We start from the raw sequence: 26,077 nt of genomic DNA on the forward strand, positions 1-26,077 counted from the left end.
AACCTTGGCGTGGTAGTAACGGAATTTATAACTCTCTTTTACACGATAAAAAGACTGGGTTTGATACATTTTTATTCGAAAGAGATGTAGATGGTAAAAAGCAAGTAGTAGTATTTAGGAGAAGGGACATAAGGTGATGTTCTTTTTGGAGAAGGTGTACTAGATCTTACTACCGATATTGATTATATATGGGGGGAAATAAGTTGAAAAGCATTGAAGTTCTAAATACATATATTGAAGTGAGTTCTGTTTCAATCCCTACGTGGTTAAAGCATCTAATTGAGGCAGAGGAGATACATCAAAATTATGAGAATGTACAAGTACTTGGTGCATTAAAAACAGATGCGGTGTTGTACTATGTACACCGTACGCTGCAAGTGTTGGATGGACTGTCTTTAGATGAAGAAGCATATCGTATTATTGAAAAGGTACTAACGTATAGTGAGCTTGCAAAGGTAGGATCTTTAAAACAGCGGGAGCAATGGAAGAAAAAAGGGATTAATCTATTGGTACATAACGAGGGTTCTGCTGATATCTTTAGTGATATTCAGTTTATTGAACGTGTAGAGACAAACTTAAACTCTACTGAGTATTTGTTTATTCAAGATTTAATTAGAACACATGGATTAATCGGGCAGTATATACGCGGGGAGGCTCGTTTGGACTCTCATGTTGATTTAATTAACACATATAAAGAAGAATACGGAGACGTTAGGTTAAAGGAGATTCTATACTATCTTAACCAATGCATTATTGAGGGCGTATCAAAAGCTTTGTGGAGTGAAGTGAAGAACGATGTGAAGATTACAATTGATGGTCTGTTTGATGGTTATATGGAGCCATTTACTTCTCGTATACATAGACTCACGCCAAAACATAAGGAGTCAGCATTTGAAAAAGATATAATTATGGGGAGCGAGAAGAGTGACGTTCAAACATTCCTATCTAATAAGGATTTGTGGTATGTAGAACCTTCTATGCATGCTCTTAGCTTTGAGGATATTTGGACAGTTTTTGTTATGTTAAAGAATGAGATAGGCACTAGAAAAGTTCAGCATATACATTTCGAGAAATTGATGCAGCAGCTACATTATGATTTCAAAGGCGAAAAAAAGGACAACGTGTATCGTAAGCGAGTTATTGAGAAGTATCTACGGGAGTACCGTGAGAACGAGAAACCGAATACAACGCATGTTTCTTTTCAGGTTAAAGTCGATGAAGATATGAAGACTGCGTATGTGTCGTTTCGGTTTTCTGCTGTAGGTGAGGCGTTAATTACCTTCTGTGTAGAGGCAGAAAAGATAGATATGATGCATGCTCGGGCAAATGTGCTGCTGTTTGATTTCTTCGGGTTACGAAAGGATGCATATGATAGATTCCATAACGAAGAAGTGTATCTGGAGCATATGAATAGCTCGGCTGATGATAAACGAATTATTCTTGATTATATAAAGGGAGATACGATTGTAGATGTCGGAGCCGGTGGTGGTGTCATGCTAGACATGATTGAAGAAGAGACCGAGGATAAACGAATCTACGGTATCGATATTTCCGAAAACGTGATTGATACGTTGAAAAAGAAGAAGCAGGACGAGGGGCGTTCTTGGAACGTCATTAAAGGGGATGCAATCAATTTAAGCAGCTCATTTGAAAAAGAATCGGTTGATACGATTGTATATTCTTCTATCCTTCATGAGCTGTTCTCTTATATCGAGTATGAAGGTAGGAAATTTAATCATGAAGTAATTAAAAAGGGGCTGCAGAGTGCTTATGAGGTGTTAAAGCCAGGAGGCCGTATTATCATTCGTGATGGCATCATGACCGAAGATAAAAGGTTAATGCGGGTGATTCGTTTTAAAGATGCAGGCGGAATGAAGTTCTTAGAGCAGTATGTCCAAGAATTTAAGGGGCGTATAATCCAGTATGAGGTACTTGCAGACAATACAGTCAAAATGCCTGTTAATGATGCAATGGAGTTCTTATATACGTATACTTGGGGTGAGGATTCCTTTGTTCATGAAGTGCAGGAGCAGTTTGGAATTTTTACGCCAAACGACTATAAGGACTTCGTAAAGGGTATCTTTGGAGATAAAGTAAATATCGTTCAAGCTATGAACTATTTGCAGGATGGATATACAAACCATCTTAGCGAGAAAATCGAGTTTACAGATGAGTCTGGGAATGCTGTTACGCTACCAGATAGTACGTTCTTTATGGTTTTAGAAAAGAGGTAATGATGTTGAAAGACTTTAAAAATATAATTTTAAGAAACTTAATTTAATAGTCTTCAGTTAAATAGCGTATTTTTAGAGTAATGAAAAATTCCTAATTTCTTAACTTTATACCGAGAAACATATCCAAGTGGGGTATTGACGATTAAAACCGGGAATATTAGAACAAATTCGCTAGCTGAAATCTATCGAAACTCCCCTGTTTTTCAAAATCTTCGTAATCCTGACAAGTATAAGGGAAAGTGTGGTGTTTGTGAGTTTCGATATGTTTGTGGGGGATCTCGTTCTAGAGCATATGCAATGACGGGGGATTATACGGAAAGTGAGCCTTTCTGCGTATACGTACCAAAAGCATTGCGAAAACAGAAAAAGAACATAAAAAAGGGCTATGAGTAAAAGCTTACTCACAGCCCTTTTTTAATGTTTTATAATGTATAGTACTTCGCATCCGTCATTAAAAATTCGCTACCTATAACTGTTGTACTGAAACAAGTTTTTTACACATGTATTCTACTAAACCGATTTTAATAAAGAATAAAAATTCGTATCATAGGGAATGTCATCTTGATACATATAATTTTTTAGAACGCCTTCTTTTTCAAAGCCTAATTTTAATAGTACTTTATTGGAAGCTTCATTTTCAAGAAATACAATTGCTCCGATCCGCTTTAAATGAATCGTATGGAAACCGTATGATATAACCTCAGAAACAGCTTCAGTCGCATATCCTTGTCCCCAGTGTTCAGGCAAAAAGGCATAACTTATATTGGCTCGTTTATGCTCAGAAGACCAATCGTGAAAACCAATGGTACCGATGAGTTCTTTCTTGTCTTTTAATTCGATTCCCCATTTTATACCGCTTCTTGCATTGTAACTCAGTTTAAAGTTATGAATAATTTGTTTCACTTGATCAATATCTTGTAACGGTTTTTGGCCATAATAGCGCAGTACGTCAGTATTAGAGAAGCATTGTAGTATACCTGGTGCATCTTCTTCGGTAAGTTCTCTTAAAATAAGTCTTTCAGTTTTTAATAAAGGAAACATATTTTCGCTCCTTTTCACATGAAAATAGAATGTATTTGTTATTATATAATTTAATCTGAAAATAAAGATTATTCAAGGTGTAAGGGTAGATTTGATTTATGATAAACTTAGATGTGGAATATATTTCAAAAAAGAGGTTTGGAAATGGAAAAAATTCGATATTAATTGTAGATGACGATAAAGATATTATTCAATTTATTAATGTGAATTTAAAACAAGAAGGTTTTAAAGTTTTTAGTGCTCATAACGGAGAAGAGGCTTTAGAAATAATAAATAATAACAGTATTCAACTTGCTATTTTGGATATTATAATGCCTCAAATGGATGGTATAGAACTTTGTAGAAGGATTAGAGAGAAACATAGTTTACCAATTATGTTTTTAAGCGCGAAATCATCGGATGTAGATAAGGTAATTGGATTTAGTACTGGGGCAGATGATTATATTGTGAAGCCGTTCAGTACAATTGAATTTATCGCAAGAGTGAAAGCTCAATTAAGAAGGTATACATATTTCAATCAAAATGCTCCCCAAGTAATGGAAAAGAAAATAAATATTAGAGGTTTAGAAATAGATGAAGTGTCGAGAACAGTAATGTTATATGGAGAAAGAATCAATCTTACGAAAACTGAATATGATATTTTACACTTAATGGCAGCTGCAAGGAATCGTGTGTTCACAATTGAAGAAATATATGAGAGCGTTTGGAACGAAAGAGCCTATGAAAGTAATAATACAGTAATAGTTCATATTGCAAGATTGAGAAATAAAATTGAAGAGAATCCAAAAGAACCGAAGTTTATTCAAAATGTTTGGGGAGTCGGATATAAAATTGAAGATTAAATCATTACAAGGCATTAGAGCTAAGTTTTTTATCGCATTCATATGTAGCATCTTGTTAGCGACTGTAAGTATAATAGTGTTTCAAATTTTAGTTGGAAATATATATAGTCAGGTTAATGTTTTAGAGGAAAAATATTCATTTTTATATTTTATAGTTTTTTTGATTTTTACTACAACATACTTTGCATGTATGACAAAAACACTGATGAAAAGGTTGTCCCAAATTAACAAGAACCTGAAGGAAATAAGTGACGGTAATTTTGAAATACATATACCTATTTTGAAAAATGACGAGATTGGTGAACTAGCGGCAAATGTTAATAGAATGGCGAAAAGCTTAAAAGAGTCTATCGAGAATGAAAAAAAATCACAGGAAATGAAAAATGAAATGATTAGTAATATTTCTCATGATTTACGAACGCCAGTAACATCTTTAATCGGTTATGCGGACCTGTTAGGAAATAAACTTCATTCGAATGGAGAGGAATGTGAACAGTATGTAAGTATATTAAAGCGAAAAAGTTATGAATTAAAACATCAAATAGATGATTTATTAGAATACTGTCAAATAAATTATAGAGAGATTGAATTACATAAAGATGAAGTAGATATGAAAGCATTAATTGAACAAATCATGATTGACTTTGTACCACAATTAGATGATGCTAATATGAGCTTTTATATTAAAAGTGATGAAGTGCTGCATGTAGAAGTTGATGTAGCACTTATAGTGAGACTATTTGAAAATGTAATAGGTAATAGTATTATGTATGGAAAAGATGGAAAGGAAATTGCAATTGAAATTTCCAATAAAACAATGAATGTTGAAGTAGAAATTAAAAATTTTGGACAATGCATTCCGAAAGAGGACCTTCCTTACGTTTTTGAGAAATTTTATCGTAGTGAAAAATCACGTAGTTCTCATACGGGCGGGAAAGGAATAGGACTTGCAATTTCAAAAAGTATAGCCGATCTCCATCAAGGGGATATCACTGTACGTAGTAACGATAAAGAAACAGTTTTTACTGTGAAATTACCGCAGTATAAAAAAGTAAGAAAGTCGTAAGTATTTCTTTTATATGTCGTAATTTTTACTTTGTATCATTGAGAAAAAGGATATGAGAGTAGGGACGCGACATGTGGAAGGCATTTTTATTAGTAATTATAGTTTCTTTTTTAATTATAAGTTGGATCTTAGTTTATGTAGCTAATGGTGTTACATCAGTTTTTGTTTGGTGGAGTATACAGGCTTTTAGTTTTATTTCAGTTTTCCTCTTGGTAGGATCAGTAATAATATTTTTTTGGAAAGGCATTTTTAGAAAGCGGATAGATAGAACGCTATTTTTAATCATTCTGTTTTCTATCATTGGAGCTTGGCCTGTCGGTTGGTTTGCTAATATAGGTAGAATTGCTTATCCAGCAGATATACAATCTATGAGTCCTAAAGCAGTAGTTCGTTTTCCTTTGAATGAGCGAGCATTAATAGGTTGGGGTGGTGATCGGTTAGAAATGAACTATCACGTTATAAAACCAAATGAAAGGTGGGCATATGATATTCTCATTCCACCTGCTGAAGTGAAAAGTAGTAAGTTAGAGGATTACGGAATATATGGAGCGAAAGTAATGGCACCAGCTTCTGGGACGGTTGTATCAATTAATAATAATGAACAAGATTTAGTTCCGGGATCGGATAATTTTCAGTCAATGGCTGGGAATCATATTTATTTACGACTAGATGAAACGGGCACATTTTTAATTCTTGCCCATTTAAAGAAAGGATCAATTAATGTGAGAGAAGGACAACATGTAAATGAAGGAGAATTTCTTGCTCAAGTCGGTAACTCAGGAAGTTCAAGTGAGCCGCATTTACATATTCATCATCAAAGGCAAGATCCGTCCAAGGTAAGTATGTTTTTTGCGGAAGGATTGCCACTTTACTTTCGAACTGAAAATGGTGTCATGATGCCGGAAAGAGGGACATACACAAGTGGTAACTAGAAGAAAATCATTTCATCCAAAAAGGGTACTCCAAATTAAAATTGGAATACCCTTTTTTCATTACCCTACAAATGTTTGATACAGTAAGAAGATATTTAAAACGATAACGAGTGCTGCAATTATCCAAGCGATAAATGTTGTTATACGGTGGTTAACGAGTGCACCCATAATCTTTTTATTACTTGTAAACATAATAAGTGGCACTAGTGCAAATGCAATACCGAATGATAAGACGACTTGGCTCATGACTAGAGCGTAAGTTGGATTTACACCTAAAGCGATAATAACTAATGGTGGAATCATTGTAATAAATCGGCGTAAGTATAACGGAATATGCATGCGAATGAAACCTTGCATAATAATATCACCCGACATTGTACCGACAGAAGAGCTAGATAGTCCTGCTGATAAGAGCCCAATTCCAAATAAAGCAGCTGATACAGGACCTACTAAGTTGGTAAATTGAGTGTAAGCAACATCTAAATCTTCAACGTGCAAGCCGTTTTTAAAGAATAGTGCAGCAGCAACAATTAACATACTTGCATTAATTGCTCCAGCAATAACCATTGCAATAATAATATCGATAAATTCGAAACGAAAAATCTTTTTCTTTTGTTCGTCAGTTGTTCCGACCACACGGCGTTGTGTTAATGCAGAATGCAAGTATATTGCATGCGGCATAACTGTCGCACCTAAAATCCCTGCTGCAAGTAATATACTGTCTACACCTTGGAATTTTGGAATAAATAGTCCTGAAAGAAGGGGACTTAATTCTGGTTTTGCATAAAAAACTTGAATCCCAAAAGCAATTACTACAATGAAAATCATTCCTGTAATAATAGCTTCTAGTGGACGAAATCCTCTACGTTGAAATTCAAGGATAATAAATGATCCGGCTGCTGTAATTAAAGCGGCAGGTAGCATCGGGATTCCAAATAGTAAGTAAAGCCCCAATGCAGCTCCAATAAATTCCGCTAAATCTGTAGCCATAATAACTAGTTCACCTTGTATCCATAAACCGATAGACACAGGCTTTGGAAAGTTTTCACGAGCTATTTCGGGTAAATTGTTTCCTGTAGCAATTCCTAATTTAGCTGATAAAGTTTGGATTAATACAGCCATTAAGTTAGAGGCGAGTATAACCCATAATAGTAAATATCCATATTGTGAACCAGCTGCGATATTTGTAGCAAAGTTGCCAGGATCAATATAAGCAACGGACGCTATAAAAGCGGGTCCTAAAAATGGTAACAGTCTTTTCCAGCCTTTTGTTTCTCCACTTAAAGCTAAGTGAGCTGATTGTACGGTTGTACTTTCAGAAGGGAGATGTTCATCTTTTGTTATATCTTTATTCATAGTAGTTTTCCCCTTTAAAATGTTAACTTGATGAAATTATTGTATTTATTCTTACTCATTATTTCAATACATTTAAATATGTTATATGATAATTTCATTTGAACACGAAAGTTTCCTTAATGCAAATTATATGCCTTTATGCAATGGATGGTGTGATAACGTAAAATAAATTGGGAGTTTATGGTGTGATGACGTGGGGAAACATAATAAATTAAAGGGTCAATTTTGAAATTTATGTGAACATAAAGCCGATAATCCAGCATATTAATTGATGGAATTGCATTTGTATGATATATAATATATTGGGATTACAACATAACCATAGTGTTTTGATGTGTAATCTTGTTTTTTATTTTTGTTAACTGATAGAAAATAGTATAAAGAAAAGAAAATGGGATTCATTTTCTTATTATATATGTTTTGATATGAACGTTAACTTATACATGATTTTAAAAATTAGATAGGTGGTAGAAATACATTGGCAACTACAAAACCATACAGAGTATTACTATATTACATGTACACAACAATTGAAAACCCAGAAGAATTCGCGGCAGAGCATTTAGAATTTTGTAATTCACTTGAATTAAAAGGAAGAATTCTTGTAGCGAAAGAAGGTATTAACGGAACTTGTTCTGGAACTGTAGAACAAACAGAGAAATACATGGAAGCAATGAACAATGATCCACGTTTTGACGGTATCGTATTTAAAATAGATGAAGCTGATGGTCATGCATTCAAGAAAATGCACGTGCGTCCTCGTCCAGAGTTAGTTACACTTCGTCTAGAAGATGACATTAACCCACACGAAATAACTGGGAAGTATTTAGAGCCAAAAGATTTTTATGAAGCAATGAAACAAGAAGATACAGTTATCATTGATGCACGAAATGATTATGAGTTTGATTTAGGTCACTTCAAAGGTGCGATTAAACCTGATATCGAATCATTCCGTGAATTACCAGATTGGATTCGTGAAAATAAAGAAGTACTTGAAGGTAAAAAGATTTTAACTTATTGTACAGGCGGAATTCGTTGTGAGAAGTTTTCTGGTTGGTTAGTTCGTGAAGGCTATGAAGATGTAAGTCAGCTTCACGGCGGAATTGTAACGTACGGAAAAGACCCAGAGGTACAAGGTGAGCTTTGGGATGGACAATGTTACGTGTTCGATGAGCGTATTGCTGTACCAGTAAACCAAAAAGAACATGTTATCGTTGGTAAAGACCACTTTACAGGTGAACCTTGTGAGCGCTATGTAAACTGTTCAAATCCAGAATGTAATAAGAAAATTTTATGTTCTGAAGAAAACGAAGCGAAATATTTACGTGCATGTTCTCATGAATGTCGTGTAAGTCCACGTAACCGCTACGTAATACAACATGAATTAACGGAAGAGCAAGTAGCTGCTGCATTAGAGCAAATCGAAGCAGGGAAGTAAACTGAATTCGTATAATAAAAGGGGTACTCCAAGTTTTATTTTGGAGCACCCTTTTTTTATTATCCGGTCCTGTCATTTGTCGGTAAGTCGATATATTAAAAAAATCGCTGATATATTTCGAGTTGCGCCGATATAATCGGAAAATCGCTCATAAAAATTTCACTTACTGCAGCGCACCAAGAATTTGAAAATAACCTTTTTTAATTTTTATCTTCTTTCTCTTTAACGGCAGAAAGTACAGTTTGTTTTACCCAAGCTTTTCTTCGTTTATGTTGTAGACCCCATTGGTATAAACTTTGGGCTCCTAAAATAAGTGAAATGACAATGCCGCTAATCGCAATTAATAGAGCGAAAAATTCAAGAGGTGACGATATTTTGTTTGAATCGGTGTTTCTTAAAAGGTCAATCATAGTAAACCCTAACATTTGGCCCACTACAGAGTAGAGCGTTAAAATTAACAATAAGAGGCTATCTTTTTTAGAGGCGACATTTTCTTGATATTTAAACAAACTATCAAGATTTTGTTTCGCGTTCGAGTATAGAACCTCAATATTAAAAAGTTTTCTTAAACGAAAGAAAATATCTTCACTTTGTGATTGGGATACTAATTCTAAAGAAAAATAATTAGCAGTGAACGAATTGATCGAATAAATTAATTTCTCTATTTCATTAGTATCTTGTTCAATGTTTAGCTCAGCATAGGCGTTAGCCATTTTTAATAAAACAATTTTATGGAATAGGTTTAATAATAAAGCGTAATAAAATTCTCCGTACATTTGACTAGCGAGTTTAGCGATTTTACGTTCTCCTTCATTTGTTACACATGTAAAAATATGTTCTTCCATTATGAAATAACGATTTGGAGCCCATCTCTGGTAAGCGTGTTTTTTTAAATAGTCATGAATGTAAGGAAGGTTATTTGCGCTCACATATGGCTTACCATCACTTGTTAATCCGGAAAGACTAGAAGTACGATAAACATCCACTTCATTAAGCTCCATACCTTCTTTTAGTGACAATAAAGTTTGGACGTACATTCTTTGGTCTTCGAAGAAAGGGAAGGTTTGAAAGTATGAACTTCTTAATCTCTTCTTTTCAAAGAAATCAGTTACGCCATGAAATAAATAACCAAAAATGAATTTTTCAACTTGGGAATACTTTTTTCCGTTACATTCAATACAAATAGTTTCATTTGTATCATTTTTAGTTTCAAGTACACGGAAGCGAGCAGCGAATTCGATTGCTTCAGATAAAGTCATGTTTGGAGCAGTGTTTACTTCTGTTCGAATTGTTAAGAAGCCAAGTTCATAAGGACAAAGTGTTACATCAATAGAGTGTATCTTGAATGGGATTGAAATACGGTTTGTTGTTAAATGTCCAGTTAAGTTAAGGTCCTTTGAATAACGTTGCAAGCCCTTTTGATGCTCTGAGTGAGGAAAGAGAATTTTATTTGTAAATGAAAGATAGTATGCTTCCATATTTTGATGTGAAACTTTAAACTCCCCATAATATGTATTTTCATCATCGAGATGATCGAGCCGAAAAGGACGAAAATCGTTTTTTTGTAAGAAAGGGAACATCTCTTGTTCATATCCAGCTTTAAACGAAAACGGGAATATAAATTGAAATATAGCTGTTGCTACACCTTTTTCCTCAATTGATTGTATTGCCTCCATCTACATTGTGTCCTTTCCATATATGCTATAGAAACAACATGCCCAAATTTATTTGAAAATAACCACTCTTTTATACTCAATTGAGAGTGAAAATTCAGCTTATTTAGCAGAGGACATGTATAATGTTATGTATACTAAAAGTTATAAAATTTTATTTTGAAAAGGGGGATGCTGTATGCGGATTTTAGTATTAGGCGCTGGTGGAGTCGGAGGATTTTTTGGTGGCAGATTAGTCGAAAAGGGAGAAGATGTTACATTTCTTGTTCGTAGTAAACGGAAAAAACAATTAGAGGAAAGAGGACTTGTAATCCGAAGTGTTAACGGGGATTTTTCCTTTCAACCGAAATTAATAACGAAAGAAGAGAGAACTTCTCCATTTGATGTCATTTTATTTTCAACAAAAGCGTATCACTTAAACGAGGCAATTCAAGATTTGAAGCCGTTTGTTGGCGAAAATACTGTAATCATTCCATTGTTAAATGGTATCGCTCATTTATCGCTATTACAAAAAGAATTCGGCGAAGAAAAAGTAATTGGCGGTTTATGCTTTATCGAGACGACGTTAAACGATCAAGGAGAAATTGTACAAACTAGCGCTGCCAACAGACTTGTGTTTGGAGAAATTAAGTCTCAAAATTCAGAGAGAGTAAAGCATATTTCTAAAGCATTTGCAGGTACGAAATCTAGTTTTGTTTTAAGTGAAAATATTACGCAAGATATGTGGCATAAATATTTATTTATTACTGTAATGTCCGGTGTGACAACGTTAATGCGTGCACCAATTGGACCAATCCGTGAAAGTGAAGGCGGCCGTGATTTTATCCGTAATGTATTTGAGGAATCTGTACAAATCATGAGAGTATTAGGAGCTCCAATAAAGGTTAATAATGTCCAGGAACATATGAAAACAATTGATAAAATTTCGTATGATATGAAGTCATCGATGCAACGTGATATGGAGAAGGGTTCGTTTATTGAAGGGAAGCACTTGCAAGGATATTTACTGGATGTAGCAGAGCAATTTTCTATAGCGGCACCATTATTAGGCACTATATATCAAAATTTAAAGGTGTATGAAGAGATGACCTTTAACAGATCTGTAATAGAATTAGATGTATGAAAAAATAAAAAAGATAGCAATATATAAGTGTATTGCTATCTTTTTTATTTTTTGTATGACAAATTATTTATTTCTTTTCGTTCTATCTGTCAAATTTATTTCCTGTTCACGTTTACCATATAACTGATTAATTTCATTTGCTACTGCATCTAAATATGAATCGGAAAAAATAGGCTTCTTTTCTTTAGACATATGGGTCTCCTTTGCGGATTTTTTAGTATTCATTATGTATATTTCTCAGCGGATTATGCGCAATCATTTTAATTTTTTTCTTATTAAAAATTTTTGTTTACTTTTTGAAAATAAAGGAGTATTATAATCCACAGTTTCAATTTTCTAAATCGCTGAAACCGCATGGTACGGGGGACCCGTTTTTACGGATTAGTACATAATCCGATGGGGTGAATCCTTGAAAAAGGTAGGGCTACTCATAGGCCCGAATCCGACAGCTAACCTCGTAAGCGTTATATTGAGAAGGAAGGTGGAGCTTGTGCGACAAAAAAAATAATGTCTACAAGTCTATTTCGCTATGGCTTGTAGACATTTTTTGTTTTCTGAGGAAATCGTTTACTGGCTGTAACAAGCAGTAAAGTTCGTACAAAATTATTGGAGAGTGGACAGCATTGGTTTCATCTATTAAAAGATTTTTAATTGGAAGACCGTTAAAATCAACGGAGCTTGGAGAACAGAAGCTTAATAAAACGAAAGCTTTAGCTATTTTATCTTCTGACGCATTGTCATCAGTTGCTTACGGTCCAGAGCAAATTTTAATTGCTTTAGCAGGTGTTGGAGCGATCGCTTATTGGTATTCCATTCCGATCGCTGTTGGGGTATTAGTATTATTGACAGCCCTTATTTTATCTTATCGTCAAATAATTTTTGCTTATCCGCATGGCGGGGGAGCGTATGTTGTATCAAAAGAAAATTTAGGGATGAATCCAGGCTTAATTGCTGGAGGATCTTTATTAGTTGACTATATTTTAACTGTTGCGGTAAGTGTGTCCGCTGGTACAGATGCAATTACGTCTGCATTTCCTAGCTTACATGCACACAACGTAATTATTGCGGTTATATTTGTTATATTAATTACGATCTTAAATTTAAGAGGAGTAACGGAATCAGCTTCCGTTTTAGCATATCCTGTTTATTTATTCGTTTTAGCATTATTTATATTAATTGGTGTAGGCATATATAATATTTTAACTGGTCATGTTTCACCCACTTTACATGCGCCGATTGGTACACCAGTTGCAGGGATTAGTTTATTTTTATTACTAAGAGCATTTGCATCAGGTAGTTCTGCTTTAACAGGTGTTGAAGCAATTTCAAATGCAATTCCGAACTTTAAAGATCCTGCGCCAAACAATGCTGCAAAAACATTGCTTGCAATGGGTGCATTACTTGCTGTGTTATTTTCAGGAATTGTGTTTTTAGCCTATTATTACGGAGTGACTCCGAGTAAAGAAGTAACAGTTGTTTCTCAAATTGCTGAACAAACATTTGGACGTAATTTCATGTACTATTTCATACAAGGTACAACAGCTTTAATATTAATTCTTGCTGCTAATACAGGTTATTCTGCATTTCCTTTATTAGCGGTTAACCTGGCAAAAGATAAATTCATACCGAGAATGTTTACGATTAGAGGAGACCGTCTAGGTTACTCAAACGGTATTATTATACTTGGAGTTGCTTCGATTATTTTAATTGTAGCTTTCCAAGGACAAACAGAACATTTAATTCCACTATATGCAGTAGGTGTATTTATTCCATTTACACTTTCTCAAACAGGAATGGTATTAAAATGGCTTCGCGAAAAGCCTGAAGGATGGGCTTTAAGATTAACGGTTAATTTAATTGGTGCAGTTATTAGTTTTATCGTAATGAGCATGTTCTTTTTAACTAAATTTGCACAAGTTTGGTCGATTCTTATTTTCTTACCAGTTATTATCTTCTTATTCCATCGAATTAAGAAGCATTATGATGCAGTGGGTGATCAATTAAGTTTAAAAACTTGCGAGCCTCTTATTCCAATTGAGGGGAATGTAATTGTCGTTCCTGTAGCAGGTATGACGCATGTAGTAGAAAATTCATTGAACTATGCGAAGTCTCTTTCGGCAGATCAAGTTATCGCTGTATATGTTGCTTTTGACAGAGAAGAAGAAAAGAAATTTGAAGAGAAATGGAAGAAGTGGCAACCTGAAGTAAGGCTTGTTACATTACATTCTCATTATAGAAGTATTATTCAGCCGCTAACGAAGTTCATTGATACAGTGCAATATAAGGCAAGTGAATCGAATTACCGCGTTACGGTCGTTATACCACAGTTCATTCCGAAAAAAGGTTGGCATAACATTCTTCATAATCAATCCAGTTTACTCATACGTGCGTATTTACTTTATAAAAGAAATGTTGTTATTACGACAGTTCCATATCATTTGAAAAAATAAGAAGATTTTTGAAGGATAGCTTCGTGAAAATGAAGCTATCCTTTTTGTGTATATGCTATGCATAATTGCATATGAGTTTAAAAATTATATTTATATAATTTTATCGGTTATTTGCAAGTAGTGTTTTCTGTTGTGATATGTAGATATTTCAATCAATAAAGTGAATCGGATTATATTTTGAAATAAGGACATGAAAGCTTGAAAATAAAGGGAATGAAAATACTTCTTTACGTTATATAAACAGCTGTGTTTAAATGACCTTACAGTACAAAACATATATGAAAACAAAACGAAATTTCATATTTACGCATGTTGTTTAGTTTGAAATGAATAATATTTTTACGTAATATATTCACTATGTGAATGTGGGAATTTCTATAAAATAGAAAATTTATACAATATTATTCATACTAAACACATATGAAAAATAATAAAATGTTTTGTGACGATAAGTAAGTACTGTAGCAATACGAGAGAGGTGGTTCATACATGGATCACGGTGAGAACGTTCTCTATTTTAACCATCTCAAATTATGGGCAAGAAAATAGAATAATAAAATGCGATAGTAATAGTTGCTAATACATAGGAGGGGTTAAAGTGAAAAAGACTTTAATTACAGGGTTATTGGTTACAGCAGTATCTACGAGTTGCTTCATTCCTGTAAGCGCTTACGCTAAGGAGGGGCAAACAGAAGTGAAAACAGTATATGCGCAAAATGTAATTGCTCCAAATACATTATCCAATTCAATTAGAATGTTAGGATCACAATCACCGCTTATTCAAGCATACGGATTAATTATTTTGCAACAGCCAGACATTAAGGTAAATGCGATGAGTAGCTTAACGAATCATCAAAAGTTTGCAAAGGCGAATGTACGAGAGTGGATTGATGAATATAATCCGAAGCTAATTGACTTAAATCAAGAGATGATGAGATACAGCACTAGATTTAATAGCTATTATAGTAAGCTCTATGAACTAGCAGGAAACGTAAATGAAGATCAGCAAGCAAAAGCAGATTTTATGAGTGCATATGGAAAATTACAATTGCAAGTACAGAGCATCCAAGAGAGTATGGAGCAAGATTTATTAGAGTTAAATCGATTTAAAACAGTATTAGACAAAGATAGTAACAACTTATCAATTAAAGCCGATGAAGCAATAAAAACACTACAAGGATCAAGTGGAGATATTGTGAAATTAAGAGAAGATATTAAAAGAATTCAAGGAGAAATTCAAGCTGAACTAACTACTATTTTGAATAGACCTCAAGAAATCATTAAAGGTTCTATTAATATCGGTAAACAAGTATTTACAATCACAAATCAAACTGCACAAACGAAAACAATTGATTTTGTTTCTATCGGTACTTTAAGTAATGAAATTGTAAATGCTGCAGATAGTCAAACGAGAGAAGCAGCTCTTCGCATTCAACAAAAGCAAAAAGAGTTATTACCACTTATTCAAAAGTTATCACAAACTGAAGCAGAGGCGACTCAAATTACATTCGTTGAAGATCAAGTAAATAGCTTTACAGAATTAATTGATCGTCAAATTACAACTTTAGAAACGTTATTAACGGATTGGAAAGTTTTAAATAATAATATGATTCAAATTCAAACAAATGTTGAAGAAGGTACGTATACAGACAGTAGTTTACTTCAAAAACATTTCAATCAAATTAAAAAAGTAAGTGATGAAATGAATAAGCAAACAAATCAATTTGAAGATTACGTTACAAACGTTGAAGTACATTAAACAGAAAAATAATTAGCGATATAGGGAGAGAAGAAAAATGACAAAAAAACCTTATAAAGTAATGGCTCTATCAGCACTGATGGCAGTATTTGCAGCAGGAAATATTATGCCGGCTCATACGTATGCAGCTGAAAGTACAGTGAAACAAGCTCCAGTTCATGCGGTAGCAAAAGCTTATAATGACTATGAAGAATACTCATTAGGACCAGAAGGCTTGAAAGATGCAATGGAAAGAACAGGTTCAAATGCTTTAGTAATGGATCTGTACGCTTTAACAATTATTAAACAAGGTAATGTTAACTTTGGAAATGTATCGTCTGTTGATGCGGCTTTAAAAGGGAAAGTAATTCAGCACCAAGATACAGCTAGAGGAAATGCGAAGCAATGGTTAGATGTATTAAAACCACAGCTTATTTCAACGAATCAAAATATCATTAACTACAATACGAAATTCCAAAACTATTATGATACTTTAGTTGCTGCAGTTGATGCAAAGGATAAAGCGACTCTTACGAAAGGCTTAACTAGATTATCAAGTAGTATTAATGAAAATAAAGCGCAAGTGGATCAGTTAGTAGAAGACTTGAAGAAATTCCGAAATAAAATGACTTCGGATACGCAAAACTTCAAGGGTGATGCAAATCAAATTACATCTATATTAGCTAGTCAAGATGCGGGAATTCCGCTTCTGCAAAATCAAATTACAACGTACAATGAAGCGATTAGTAAATATAATGCAATTATTATCGGTTCATCTGTTGCGACAGCTCTAGGACCAATTGCAATTATCGGTGGTGCAGTAGTTATTGCTACGGGCGCAGGAACACCGCTAGGAGTCGCATTAATTGCAGGTGGTGCAGCAGCTGTAGGCGGTGGTACAGCTGGTATCGTATTGGCGAAGAAAGAACTTGACAATGCACAAGCTGAAATTCAAAAAATAACTGGACAAATTACAACTGCTCAATTAGAAGTAGCTGGGTTAACGAACATTAAAACACAAACTGAGTATTTAACAAATACGATTGATACTGCAATTACAGCGTTACAAAATATTTCAAACCAATGGTACACAATGGGATCAAAATACAATTCTTTACTTCAAAATGTAGATTCTATTAGTCCAAACGACCTAGTTTTCATTAAAGAAGATTTAAACATTGCGAAAGATAGCTGGAAAAACATTAAAGACTATGCAGAAAAGATTTATGCTGAAGATATTAAAGTAGTAGATACGAAAAAAGCATAATCGAATACGAATCGTTAGAGCGTTAAGTGTTGATGAATGATTTGAAGCTCCTGTTCAGTTGTGAGCAGGAGCTTTTGATATCCTTATAAAGAGAATAGGTGAAAAATATGCAGAAACGATTTTATAAAAAATGTCTTTTAGCGGTAATGATTGCTGGGGTGGCAACGAGTAACGTATTTCCTTTACATCCTTTTGCAGCAGAACAAAATGTAAAGGTGCTACAAGAAAATGTGAAAAACTATTCTCTTGGACCAGCTGGATTCCAAGAAGTAATGGCACAAACAACATCAAGTATATTTGCAATGGATTCATATGCAAAATTAATTCAAAATCAACAAGAGACGGATTTAAGTAAAATAAGTTCGATTAATAGTGAATTTAAAGGGAATATGATTCAGCATCAAAGAGATGCAAAAGTTAATGCAGCATATTGGTTAAATAATATGAAGCCTCAAATTATGAAAACAGATCAAAATATTATAAATTACAATAATACTTTTCAATCGTATTATAATGACATGTTAATAGCGATTGATCAAAAGGATAGCGGAAAATTAAAAGCGGATTTAGAAAAGTTGTATGCAGATATTGTAAAGAATCAAAATGAGGTAGATGGATTATTAGGAAATTTGAAAGCTTTTCGCAATAGAATGGCGAAAGATACAAATAGTTTCAAAGAAGATACAAATCAGTTAACAGCGATATTGGCAAGTACGAATGCTGGTATTCCAGCTCTAGAGCAACAAATAAATACATATAACGATTCGATTAAAAAGAGTAATGATATGGTCATTGCTGGTGGCGTACTTTGCGTAGCTCTAATAACATGTCTTGCTGGCGGGCCGATGATTGCGGTTGCGAAAAAAGATATCGCAAATGCAGAAAGAGAAATCGCTAATTTAAAAGATAGAATTTCAGGAGCGCAAGCAGAAGTCTTAATTTTGACTGATGTAAAAAATAAAACAACAAACATGACAGAAACAATTGATGCAGCAATTACAGCACTACAAAACATATCAAATCAATGGTATACAGTAGGTGCAAAATATAATAATTTACTACAAAACGTAAAAGGAATTAGTCCGGAAGAGTTTACGTTTATAAAAGAAGATTTACATACAGCGAAAGATAGCTGGAAAGATGTAAAAGATTATACAGAAAAATTACATGAAGGCGTGGCGAAGTAAACAGTGGACTAGTTCTGCTGTTTATTTTTTTATCTTGTTTTTTTGTAAGGGTTGAACTTGCAATTATATATAAGTTTGTCATGTGTTTTATCCATGTGTGTATAAAAATCTTTTCGTTATCGCTCCCTTTGATAGAATCCATTTTCATATAGGTTTTTTACTGAATTTTTTTAAAAATTAAATTTTACAGCTTGATAATTCGTTTAAAATGATTTAATCTTATTTCAAATGATATGTTTATCTATCAAAATTCCTTTGTAAAGATAAAGGAGTGATTGAGAATGTTAAGCGCCCCATTGATGGTAAGCCTTTAGGTGCAGCAGCATTGAAAAGATTGAGAAGAAATGAGTGAGCTTTCACAATAAAGAAATCTATAACTTTATGTAGTGTTTGATACCCTTCGATTAGATTATTTGAAAAACAAATCAATATTAATTGAATCAAAGTTTAGAAATTTAATATATGAGTAGTAGAAAAAATCCATTAGTTGTTATCATGTTCTAATAAAAAATGGGAAATGGAAATTCTGAGAAAACCTGTTCAGAAAGTAAGTTAGTGAGGGGAATTCAAAACCAATTTAATAAAAGCGAGGTAAATAATATGACTTTTGAAGAAAAATTACAAGCATATGCAGAACTTACGGTGAAAATCAGTGTCAATATTCAACCAGGGCAATACTTATTAGTCAATACATCAGTGGATGCATTGGATTTCGCCCGTATAGTTGTGAAAGAGGCTTATAAGGCTGGGGCAGGGCGTGTTCATGTTAATTTTTCGGATGAAGAAATGGAACGTGCTTACTTTGATTATGCCTCAGATGAAGAATTTAATCGCTTCCCAGAGTGGATAGTCAAAATGAATGATGAGCTGATCGAACGTAAAGGAGCACTATTAATGATAGATGCTACAGATCCTGATAAATTTACAGGTATTTCATCTGAGCGTCTAGCTACCTATCAAAAGGTAGCAGGAGCTGCTCTGAGAAACAATCGCAACGCCGTAATGAAGGATTCAATAGCTTGGTCGATGGTAGCAGTTCCTTCACCAAAGTGGGCATCGAAGGTGTTCCCGGATTTAGCAGCAGAGGATCAAGTACCAGCATTATGGGAGGCTATTTTTAAAGCTGTTCGTATTGGTGAAGGCAGTACTATTGAAAAATGGCGTGAACATGTAACAAATTTAGAATCTCGTGCGGTCCTACTGAACGATAAAAAATATATGAAGCTTCACTATACAGCGCCAGGTACTGATTTAACAATTGCATTAGCACCACAGCATAAATGGGTTACTGGAGGTGGTAAAACTCCTGATGATACTATCTTTATGGCTAATATGCCGACAGAAGAGGTTTATACGTTACCGATGAAACAAGGTGTAAATGGCTATGTAAGCAATACAAAACCATTAGTTTATCAAGGGAATATTATCGATGGCTTTAAACTGACATTTGAAGAAGGAAAAATTGTTAAAGCTGAAGCACAGGTAGGACATGATTTATTACAAGAGCTTATTAATGTGGATGAAGGCTCTTGCTATTTAGGTGAAGTAGCACTTGTACCACATGAATCACCAATTTCAGCATCGGGAATTTTATATTTTAATACATTGTTTGATGAAAATGCATCGAACCATTTAGCGATTGGTAAAGCTTATCCAACTTGCTTAGAGGGTGGAAGAGATTTAGAAAACGATCAACTTGAAACGTTAGGGGCAAATATTTCAGTAACACATGAGGACTTTATGATTGGCAGCAGTGAGATGGACATCGACGGTATTCTACCAGATGGAACTTTAGAACCAATTTTCCGTAAAGGTAGCTGGGCATTTTAAGTTTTTAATTTGAATAAAGGAGTAGAGTGGATGAAACGGTTACTAAGCATAATTAGTGCAACTATATAGGTGTTTCATCTGCTTTTGCTTAGGCTGAAAACTACCTCTTTAATTAGAAATAAAATGCATGCAAAGGAGATAGGCCAATGAATTTCTGGGAAGTTGTTTTGATAGTAGTGAATTTTAGTCTATTGAGTTGGATACTGTTAATAGGCAGAGAAACGAAAAAGTGGTCTAAATTAGCTACTTTGATTGCCGTTGTAATGGTTACAGTTCAGTTATTGGCAGAAGGTTTTAGGTGGCAGATGATTCCGGCATATGTATCCCCAGTTATCTTAATTTTATGCTATTTATTAGCTGGGCGGAAAAAGGGCTTTAGAAGTTCGGGTATATTCATAGTTAAGACTTCGTTACTATGTATCTATTTGTCTGTAGCAGTTGCGCTACCCTTACTTATGCCAGTATTTTCATTTGAAGAACCAACTGGTCCACATAGGGTCGGTACGAAGCTATATCATTGGGTTGATCATCAGAGAAATGAACCATATTCAAAAAATCCAAACGATCGGCGCGAACTGATGGTGCAAATTTGGTATCCTGCAGCTGAAAAAAGCAAGGGGGATCCAGAACCTTATATTCGTAACATAAATGAGCTCTCCAAGGGATTGGAAAAAACATTGTCTATTCCTGCATTTGCATTCAGCCACATGGAATTGGTAAAGTCTCATTCGTTTATGGATTTACAACTCTCAGACTCAGAGAATCACTATCCCATATTACTCTTCTCTCATGGTTTTAATGGTTTTCGTAATCAAAACACGTTTCAAGTTGAGGAGTTGGCTAGTCAAGGATATATTGTTCTAAGTATCGATCATACCTTTGATGCTGCAGCTACCGTCTTTCCAGGTGGTCGAACTGCTTACGTACAGCCCATCAATTTAACTGATGAAGGAGATAGTCACATAAAATTATGGGAGGAAGATGTCAGCTTTATCCTTAATCAGATAGAGAAACTTAACGAAAACGATGAGACCGGTTTCTTTACAGGAAGACTGGATACCTCGCGAATTGGAATGTTTGGCCACTCTTACGGTGGAGCTACCGCAGCACAAATACTTGCAAAAGATTCTCGTGTCAAAGCAGCTATCAATATGGATGGTACATTGTATGGTGAAATCTTGCCTGAAAGTGGCATTGGAAAACCATTTCTGCTCATGAATGCAGAAGAGCCTGATGAAGCAGATCCCTTTGAAGTGAGGGAGCGATACGGACGCGGGTTAGCTGGCGGTGGTATGTCAATGGTCATTCCTCATACGGATCATACAAGCTTTACCGATTTACATTTGTTCTCACCTCTGTTGCAGAGCCCAGGTGAAAATCCAAAGGAAGTTCATCGTATTATTAACGAATTCAGCCTGGCATTTTTTGACCAGTATGTAAAACAGAAGGATGACGGCTCAACCCTTAAAAGGCTGATAACCCAATACCCGGAAGTGAATTTTAAAATAAACCGATAACTTTATGCAGAAAGTAACTCGTACCATTTCCTTTGGCTCTTGTATTTATTACATTAAAGAATTTAATTTCTTCATCGTTATCTAAATAATGAAATGCTAAAAATGAAACATTCAAAGTACTATCAGTTTCAGGAATATAATTCTTTTTGAAAAGCTACATTCAGCAGCTGGACACTTTATTTGAGATTGTTTATTATAATATCAAATGATATATTTATCTATCAAAAATGACGACTTTATACAGAAAAAGGGAGAGATTGACGATGAAGAAAGACTTGTCAGCGTTGAAGGAAGCGAGATTTAATGCAATTCTTGATTCAGCTACTATATTGCTTGTTGAAAATCCTACTGCTTCGATGAATGAAATTGCGGAATATGCGGGAATTGGAATTGCTACACTCCATCGCTACGTCGAAAGCAGGGAGAAATTGATGCTGTTCTTGGGCCATCGGGCTATACAACTGGTAAGTGATACTGTAAACCAGATTCCACTGGATGAGGAAAGAAGCGAAAACTATATCCCGGAACTTATTGAAGCGTTAATCCCTTTAGGTGACAAAATCTATTTTCTAGGTCATGATGCATCTGTATTTAACAACAAAGAATTAGGTGAAGCAGAAGAGAAGCTGAGGGAACCCTTAAGACGCGTTATTGAATTGCTACAACAAAGAGGTTACTTTCAGCAAACAGTTAGCAGTGAATGGATTTTGAATACGCTTTATGCTCTGCTTTTCCATACCTGGGAACAGGTACATGAAGGAAATGTGGCTAAAAAATCTGCTGCAGAGCTTGTTTTAAATACATTTTATTATGGTTTCAAAGCTAAGGATGAATTGAGAGGGAAGTGAACTGATTCAAATCCATGATAATTAATATTAATAATATAGAAAGTGAAAAGGAGCAATAGGATAATGAATAAAATCTCTATTGTAAAGGCTGTTCATCAATCCATGGTCGGCGCCCAGCTAAATGTAATGGCATTGGAATACATGGCGTTTCCACTTGCAGGATCTGAGGAGAAGAACACAGTCGATTGGACATTTTGTAAGCTATGGCGGCAGGAGAACAACCGTTTTAGTCATCAATACGCCTATGAAGCTCAAATGGACGGGAAAACTTTAGGGATGATTACTTGCTATCCCATACCCGTTTTAAATCGTCTTGCCTGGCCCACTTTTAAACAGCTGCTTTCGTTCCGAAAGCTAGGTTTTGTTGTTTATAACATTCTGAATATCAAAATGCTTTATTCCATGTTTACCTTGAAGGAGGGAGAAGATGACGAGTTTCACATCGGAACAATTGCCTTACTGCCCGAAAGTCGAGGACTAGGGATAGGTACCAGATTAATTGAGTTTGCTGAGGAACAAGCTTCGCTGCAAGGCTTTGCCAAATGCTCTCTGACGGTAAAGAAAGAGAACCAACTTGCCATTAAATTGTATCAGAGGATAGGCTACCAGATTACAGGTGAAATCAATAAACCAAAGTTATCGTTGTACAGAATGGTCAAAAACGTAGAACCTTACAACCATTTATAAAAAATTTGTACAGTATTAGAGGGTACCAGCACATGCCCATAAGCTTAAGGATTCAAAAATACCCCAAAGTAAAAAATGTACATTTTTTACAAGTTAACACAAAATTTTAGCTTGATAGTGATGGGATGAGGCTTCTATATAAAAAAACACAGTTTACACTCAAACTGTGTTTTTTCGACGTATAATGCTTTATCAACATCTCTTTTTATTCTTTAAAATCTGCAACAGAACCAGGCCCCTCCTCAAAGTATAAATTCCAAGGGAGGACCGTTTTTTAATTTACTTATATACGTACAGCTGTACCACTGACAGCAACCATTAACATTCCATCACGTACAACTTCGTAATCTACGTCAATACCAACGATAGCGTTCGCACCTTTTTGTTTTGCAAGTTCTTTCATTTCGTCCATTGCAATATCACGAGCGTCTTTTAGCTTACTTTCATAAGCACCAGCACGGCCACCGACAACATCACGAACTGAAGCGAATAAATCGCGGACAATGTTTGCGCCCATAATAGCTTCACCATTTACAATATCAATATACTCAATAATTTCTTTACCTTGAATTCCAGAAGTTGTTGTTACAATCATGACCGACACTCTCCTAATAAGTTGTAGTTTTGATAAGATTTCTTATGCCTTAGAAAAAGTGGTTCTGGTACCAAAAATACTCGATAGAAACATAGAGTATTTTTGCATCAAAACCTTCAATTACATATGTCTTGTTATGACATATGCAATTAAATAAAAGGAATAAAATTGTTTAACATATGTATCGCTATAACATATGCAAGGGATCTATTAGAAATAAGATAAGCCGCAGTAAGCATCACCGTGCCAGGTAAATATATAGCAAGATCCGAAAGTTGATTTGAATGAAGACCTGCAAAAATTATAATCGAAACGATGGATGCAATAGCAGTACCAACATATTCCGAAAAACGATTTACTAATATATGACGAAATATAATTTCTTCAATTATTGGTCCTATAATCCCAAATAGAAGTAATGTGAATATAATAGGCATCTCTGCGCCATTTGTAAGGATCTGTTCTTGGTTCTCTGGCTGACCTGTATTTAGAAAATGCATAATAGAATTTTCCACAATTATCATAAGTAAAACTACCATAGGAATGCTTACTATTTTCAAAATTGTTTTCTCTTTAAAATAAGTAAAACTTTCAATAATTTCTTTCCTAAAGAAAATGATTCCTACAATAGCAGGTACAGTCAAACCGATGGCACTAAGAGCAAATTCTGATTCAACTAAGTTGCTGTTAGTTAAAAGGGAGATGCCAAATAATATGAACAAGCCAATTTGAAGTAGTGCAAACAGTATATAAACTATTAGCATAACAAGTTCTTTTGTATTCATTTTTATAAAGCTCACTTTATTACCTCCATAATGAAATTACTTAGAATCTTTGATTTTTCTTGTTGCATTAGGTTCTCCTTCTAAAATATATTTATTTAATACCGAACCGGACCGTTCGGTTCGGAAACTAATGATACTATAAGTTTCTAGTTTTTTAAACCCCTTTTATAAATTATTAATAAAATAAAAATGGTAAATAACAAATATATTTATATCTCAGTTGCTTATTTACAAGCAAATTTCAGTACTCATTAATTTTTGACAATTAGCTTTTTATAGAATGAAGTGATAAGGCTTTTAACTGCAAGGACTGCGGGAGATATCCTAATATACGAAGTGAAAGTGGGAGTAGTTCAAACACTTTAGCTAAACATATTAATAAAAATTATATATAATAATCATAGTCTATACGTTAAAATTAACTATATATTTTTACACCTTCTACGATTGTAGGTGAAATTAGTTGTATAACAGGACTGAATTAAATAATTGGACATGTTAATTTTGACAGAAAATTCATTTTAATGATATAGGTAATACAATTTGATTACCTCTTTTCAAACTGTATGGTTTGAGGTTCACATAATATAGGGATGGATAATATATTTTTGTTCCAAACTTATTTATACTTACAAAAAAATTCAAGAAAATAGATGGTAAATATCACCTGGAATATTAAGCTCGTTTTTATTAGGAGGATTACAAAGTATGACTAAAGTTGATAAGATTAAAGAAAAAATTATTGAAACATCTTTATATTTATTTAATACTAATGGGATAACTCGCACATCCATACAGGATATAATGACAGCTACTGAACTACCTAAAGGATCTATTTATCGTAGATTCAAAAGTAAAGAAGAAATTGTCCTTGCTGCCTATGACAAAAGTGGTGAGATTATGTGGAGTCATTTTCATAAAGCAATGGAAAATAAAAAGACAGCAATCGATAAAATTCTTGCAATTTTCCTTGTATATCAAGATGCAGCTAATAATCCTCCTATTGCTGGAGGCTGTCCATTACTTAATAGCGCAATTGAAAGTACTGGAGTATTTCCAGAATTACAAAAAGCAGCAGCAAAAGGTTATGATGATACAGTAATGTTAATGGCTTCTCTCATAAAAGAAGGAATAGAGAAACAAGAACTTAAAGAAGATATAGATATTATATCGCTCGCTTCTTTTCTTGCATCTTCAATGGAGGGAGCTATTATGGCAAGTCGCGTATCTAACGATAATATACACCATCATTATTTTATTGAACAAATAAAACATCATCTTTTCTCTTATTCTAAATAAGTGAGAACTTGCAGTGTTTCCATCCGATTTTTATAAACTTAAATTGAATACATACCCCTTATGAACAGTATCTTTTGTTTATGAGGGGTATTTGAATAGCTTTTAGACGATGTTTCATGTTTCTTATTGAACGGCTTTGTTATCGTTACTACAGGAAAAGCAATAAAGA

At 34.3% G+C, this 26,077-nt stretch carries 21 protein-coding genes, 1 pseudogene and 1 riboswitch; of the genes and pseudogenes, 16 read left to right on the forward strand and 6 right to left on the reverse strand.

The features are described from left to right. The first annotated feature begins 188 nt into the window (after nucleotides 1-188). Nucleotides 189-2,234 carry a class I SAM-dependent methyltransferase gene (locus tag DN401_RS03265; RefSeq protein WP_149287513.1) on the forward strand — a complete coding sequence of 682 codons (2,046 nt, stop codon included), beginning with the start codon at nucleotides 189-191 and terminating at the stop codon, nucleotides 2,232-2,234. Between the two features lie 117 nt (nucleotides 2,235-2,351). Beyond that, nucleotides 2,352-2,627, forward strand: a pseudogene (locus DN401_RS03270) (SPASM domain-containing protein); the annotation flags it as partial. A gap of 117 nt (nucleotides 2,628-2,744) precedes the next feature. Here the strand turns inward: DN401_RS03270 and DN401_RS03275 are convergent. Continuing rightward, entirely contained in the window at nucleotides 2,745-3,275 is a 531-nt protein-coding gene (locus tag DN401_RS03275; protein ID WP_144639877.1) for a GNAT family N-acetyltransferase, read from the reverse strand. A gap of 98 nt (nucleotides 3,276-3,373) precedes the next feature. On the opposite strand from DN401_RS03275, the gene DN401_RS03280 reads away from it, so the two are divergent. The 3 genes from DN401_RS03280 to DN401_RS03290 all read left to right on the forward strand — a co-directional run bounded on the left by DN401_RS03280 (nucleotide 3,374) and on the right by DN401_RS03290 (nucleotide 6,115). After that, nucleotides 3,374-4,117 (forward strand): response regulator transcription factor, encoded by a 744-nt coding sequence (locus DN401_RS03280; protein WP_149287514.1) that lies wholly within the window; start codon nucleotides 3,374-3,376, stop codon nucleotides 4,115-4,117. Next, on the forward strand, nucleotides 4,083-5,183 hold the full coding sequence (locus DN401_RS03285; RefSeq protein ID WP_162837403.1) for a HAMP domain-containing sensor histidine kinase: 1,101 nt from the start codon (nucleotides 4,083-4,085) through the stop codon (nucleotides 5,181-5,183). Before DN401_RS03280 ends, DN401_RS03285 begins: the two co-directional genes overlap by 35 nt. A 71-nt stretch (nucleotides 5,184-5,254) precedes the next feature. After that, the gene (locus DN401_RS03290) at nucleotides 5,255-6,115 is read left to right on the forward strand and encodes a M23 family metallopeptidase (RefSeq protein WP_000265298.1); all 861 of its coding nucleotides are present in this window, start codon (nucleotides 5,255-5,257) and stop codon (nucleotides 6,113-6,115) included. Nucleotides 6,116-6,175: 60 nt separating this feature from the next. Here DN401_RS03290 and DN401_RS03295 read toward each other — a convergent pair whose 3' ends face one another. Beyond that, complete coding sequence (locus DN401_RS03295) at nucleotides 6,176-7,471, reverse strand: Nramp family divalent metal transporter (protein ID WP_001030679.1); 1,296 nt, start codon at nucleotides 7,469-7,471, stop codon at nucleotides 6,176-6,178. Nucleotides 7,472-7,949: 478 nt separating this feature from the next. On the opposite strand from DN401_RS03295, the gene trhO reads away from it, so the two are divergent. Further along, on the forward strand, nucleotides 7,950-8,909 hold the full coding sequence (gene trhO / locus DN401_RS03300; RefSeq protein WP_000246231.1) for an oxygen-dependent tRNA uridine(34) hydroxylase TrhO: 960 nt from the start codon (nucleotides 7,950-7,952) through the stop codon (nucleotides 8,907-8,909). A 200-nt stretch (nucleotides 8,910-9,109) separates the two neighbouring features. Here the strand turns inward: trhO and DN401_RS03305 are convergent, their stop codons facing one another. After that, complete coding sequence (locus DN401_RS03305) at nucleotides 9,110-10,585, reverse strand: hypothetical protein (RefSeq protein WP_000387437.1); 1,476 nt, start codon at nucleotides 10,583-10,585, stop codon at nucleotides 9,110-9,112. A 175-nt stretch (nucleotides 10,586-10,760) separates the two neighbouring features. Between DN401_RS03305 and panE the strand changes: the two genes are divergently transcribed. Beyond that, on the forward strand, nucleotides 10,761-11,705 hold the full coding sequence (panE, locus tag DN401_RS03310) for a 2-dehydropantoate 2-reductase (protein ID WP_149287515.1): 945 nt from the start codon (nucleotides 10,761-10,763) through the stop codon (nucleotides 11,703-11,705). Nucleotides 11,706-11,768: 63 nt separating this feature from the next. Here panE and DN401_RS30080 read toward each other — a convergent pair whose 3' ends face one another. Further along, a complete protein-coding gene (locus tag DN401_RS30080) occupies nucleotides 11,769-11,897 on the reverse strand; it encodes a hypothetical protein (RefSeq protein ID WP_000031873.1) in 129 nt (42 codons plus the stop codon). 140 nt (nucleotides 11,898-12,037) lie between these two features. After that, nucleotides 12,038-12,184, forward strand: a riboswitch (cyclic di-AMP (ydaO/yuaA leader). Nucleotides 12,185-12,328: 144 nt separating this feature from the next. On the opposite strand from DN401_RS30080, the gene DN401_RS03315 reads away from it, so the two are divergent. From DN401_RS03315 to DN401_RS03350, 8 genes are all read left to right on the forward strand, one after another. Next, on the forward strand, nucleotides 12,329-14,155 hold the full coding sequence (locus DN401_RS03315; protein ID WP_000254887.1) for an APC family permease: 1,827 nt from the start codon (nucleotides 12,329-12,331) through the stop codon (nucleotides 14,153-14,155). A gap of 598 nt (nucleotides 14,156-14,753) precedes the next feature. Beyond that, complete coding sequence (gene nheA, locus DN401_RS03320) at nucleotides 14,754-15,914, forward strand: non-hemolytic enterotoxin NHE subunit A (protein WP_000751828.1); 1,161 nt, start codon at nucleotides 14,754-14,756, stop codon at nucleotides 15,912-15,914. Between the two features lie 37 nt (nucleotides 15,915-15,951). After that, a complete protein-coding gene (nheB, locus tag DN401_RS03325) occupies nucleotides 15,952-17,160 on the forward strand; it encodes a non-hemolytic enterotoxin NHE subunit B (protein ID WP_000162967.1) in 1,209 nt (402 codons plus the stop codon). A gap of 107 nt (nucleotides 17,161-17,267) precedes the next feature. Next, entirely contained in the window at nucleotides 17,268-18,347 is a 1,080-nt protein-coding gene (gene nheC / locus DN401_RS03330; RefSeq protein WP_001171998.1) for a non-hemolytic enterotoxin NHE subunit C, read from the forward strand. 600 nt (nucleotides 18,348-18,947) lie between these two features. Then, the gene (locus DN401_RS03335) at nucleotides 18,948-20,177 is read left to right on the forward strand and encodes an aminopeptidase (protein ID WP_149287516.1); all 1,230 of its coding nucleotides are present in this window, start codon (nucleotides 18,948-18,950) and stop codon (nucleotides 20,175-20,177) included. Between the two features lie 146 nt (nucleotides 20,178-20,323). Next, nucleotides 20,324-21,694 (forward strand): alpha/beta hydrolase family protein, encoded by a 1,371-nt coding sequence (locus DN401_RS03340; RefSeq protein ID WP_149287517.1) that lies wholly within the window; start codon nucleotides 20,324-20,326, stop codon nucleotides 21,692-21,694. 263 nt (nucleotides 21,695-21,957) lie between these two features. After that, nucleotides 21,958-22,542, forward strand: coding sequence for a TetR/AcrR family transcriptional regulator (locus DN401_RS03345; RefSeq protein WP_000710981.1), 585 nt, complete (start codon nucleotides 21,958-21,960; stop codon nucleotides 22,540-22,542). Nucleotides 22,543-22,605: 63 nt separating this feature from the next. Next, on the forward strand, nucleotides 22,606-23,229 hold the full coding sequence (locus tag DN401_RS03350; protein ID WP_001033856.1) for a GNAT family N-acetyltransferase: 624 nt from the start codon (nucleotides 22,606-22,608) through the stop codon (nucleotides 23,227-23,229). A gap of 283 nt (nucleotides 23,230-23,512) precedes the next feature. On the opposite strand, the gene DN401_RS03360 is transcribed toward DN401_RS03350, so the two are convergent. Further along, complete coding sequence (locus DN401_RS03360) at nucleotides 23,513-23,824, reverse strand: heavy metal-binding domain-containing protein (protein WP_000637505.1); 312 nt, start codon at nucleotides 23,822-23,824, stop codon at nucleotides 23,513-23,515. Nucleotides 23,825-23,973: 149 nt separating this feature from the next. Then, a complete protein-coding gene (locus tag DN401_RS03365; RefSeq protein ID WP_000008141.1) occupies nucleotides 23,974-24,624 on the reverse strand; it encodes a CPBP family glutamic-type intramembrane protease in 651 nt (216 codons plus the stop codon). Between the two features lie 693 nt (nucleotides 24,625-25,317). Between DN401_RS03365 and DN401_RS03370 the strand changes: the two genes are divergently transcribed. Beyond that, the gene (locus DN401_RS03370) at nucleotides 25,318-25,908 is read left to right on the forward strand and encodes a TetR/AcrR family transcriptional regulator (RefSeq protein WP_000169640.1); all 591 of its coding nucleotides are present in this window, start codon (nucleotides 25,318-25,320) and stop codon (nucleotides 25,906-25,908) included. The last annotated feature ends 169 nt before the right edge of the window (nucleotides 25,909-26,077 follow it).

It is taken from the genome of Bacillus sp. BF2-3, from assembly GCF_008368795.1.
Classification (GTDB): domain Bacteria; phylum Bacillota; class Bacilli; order Bacillales; family Bacillaceae_G; genus Bacillus_A; species Bacillus_A cereus.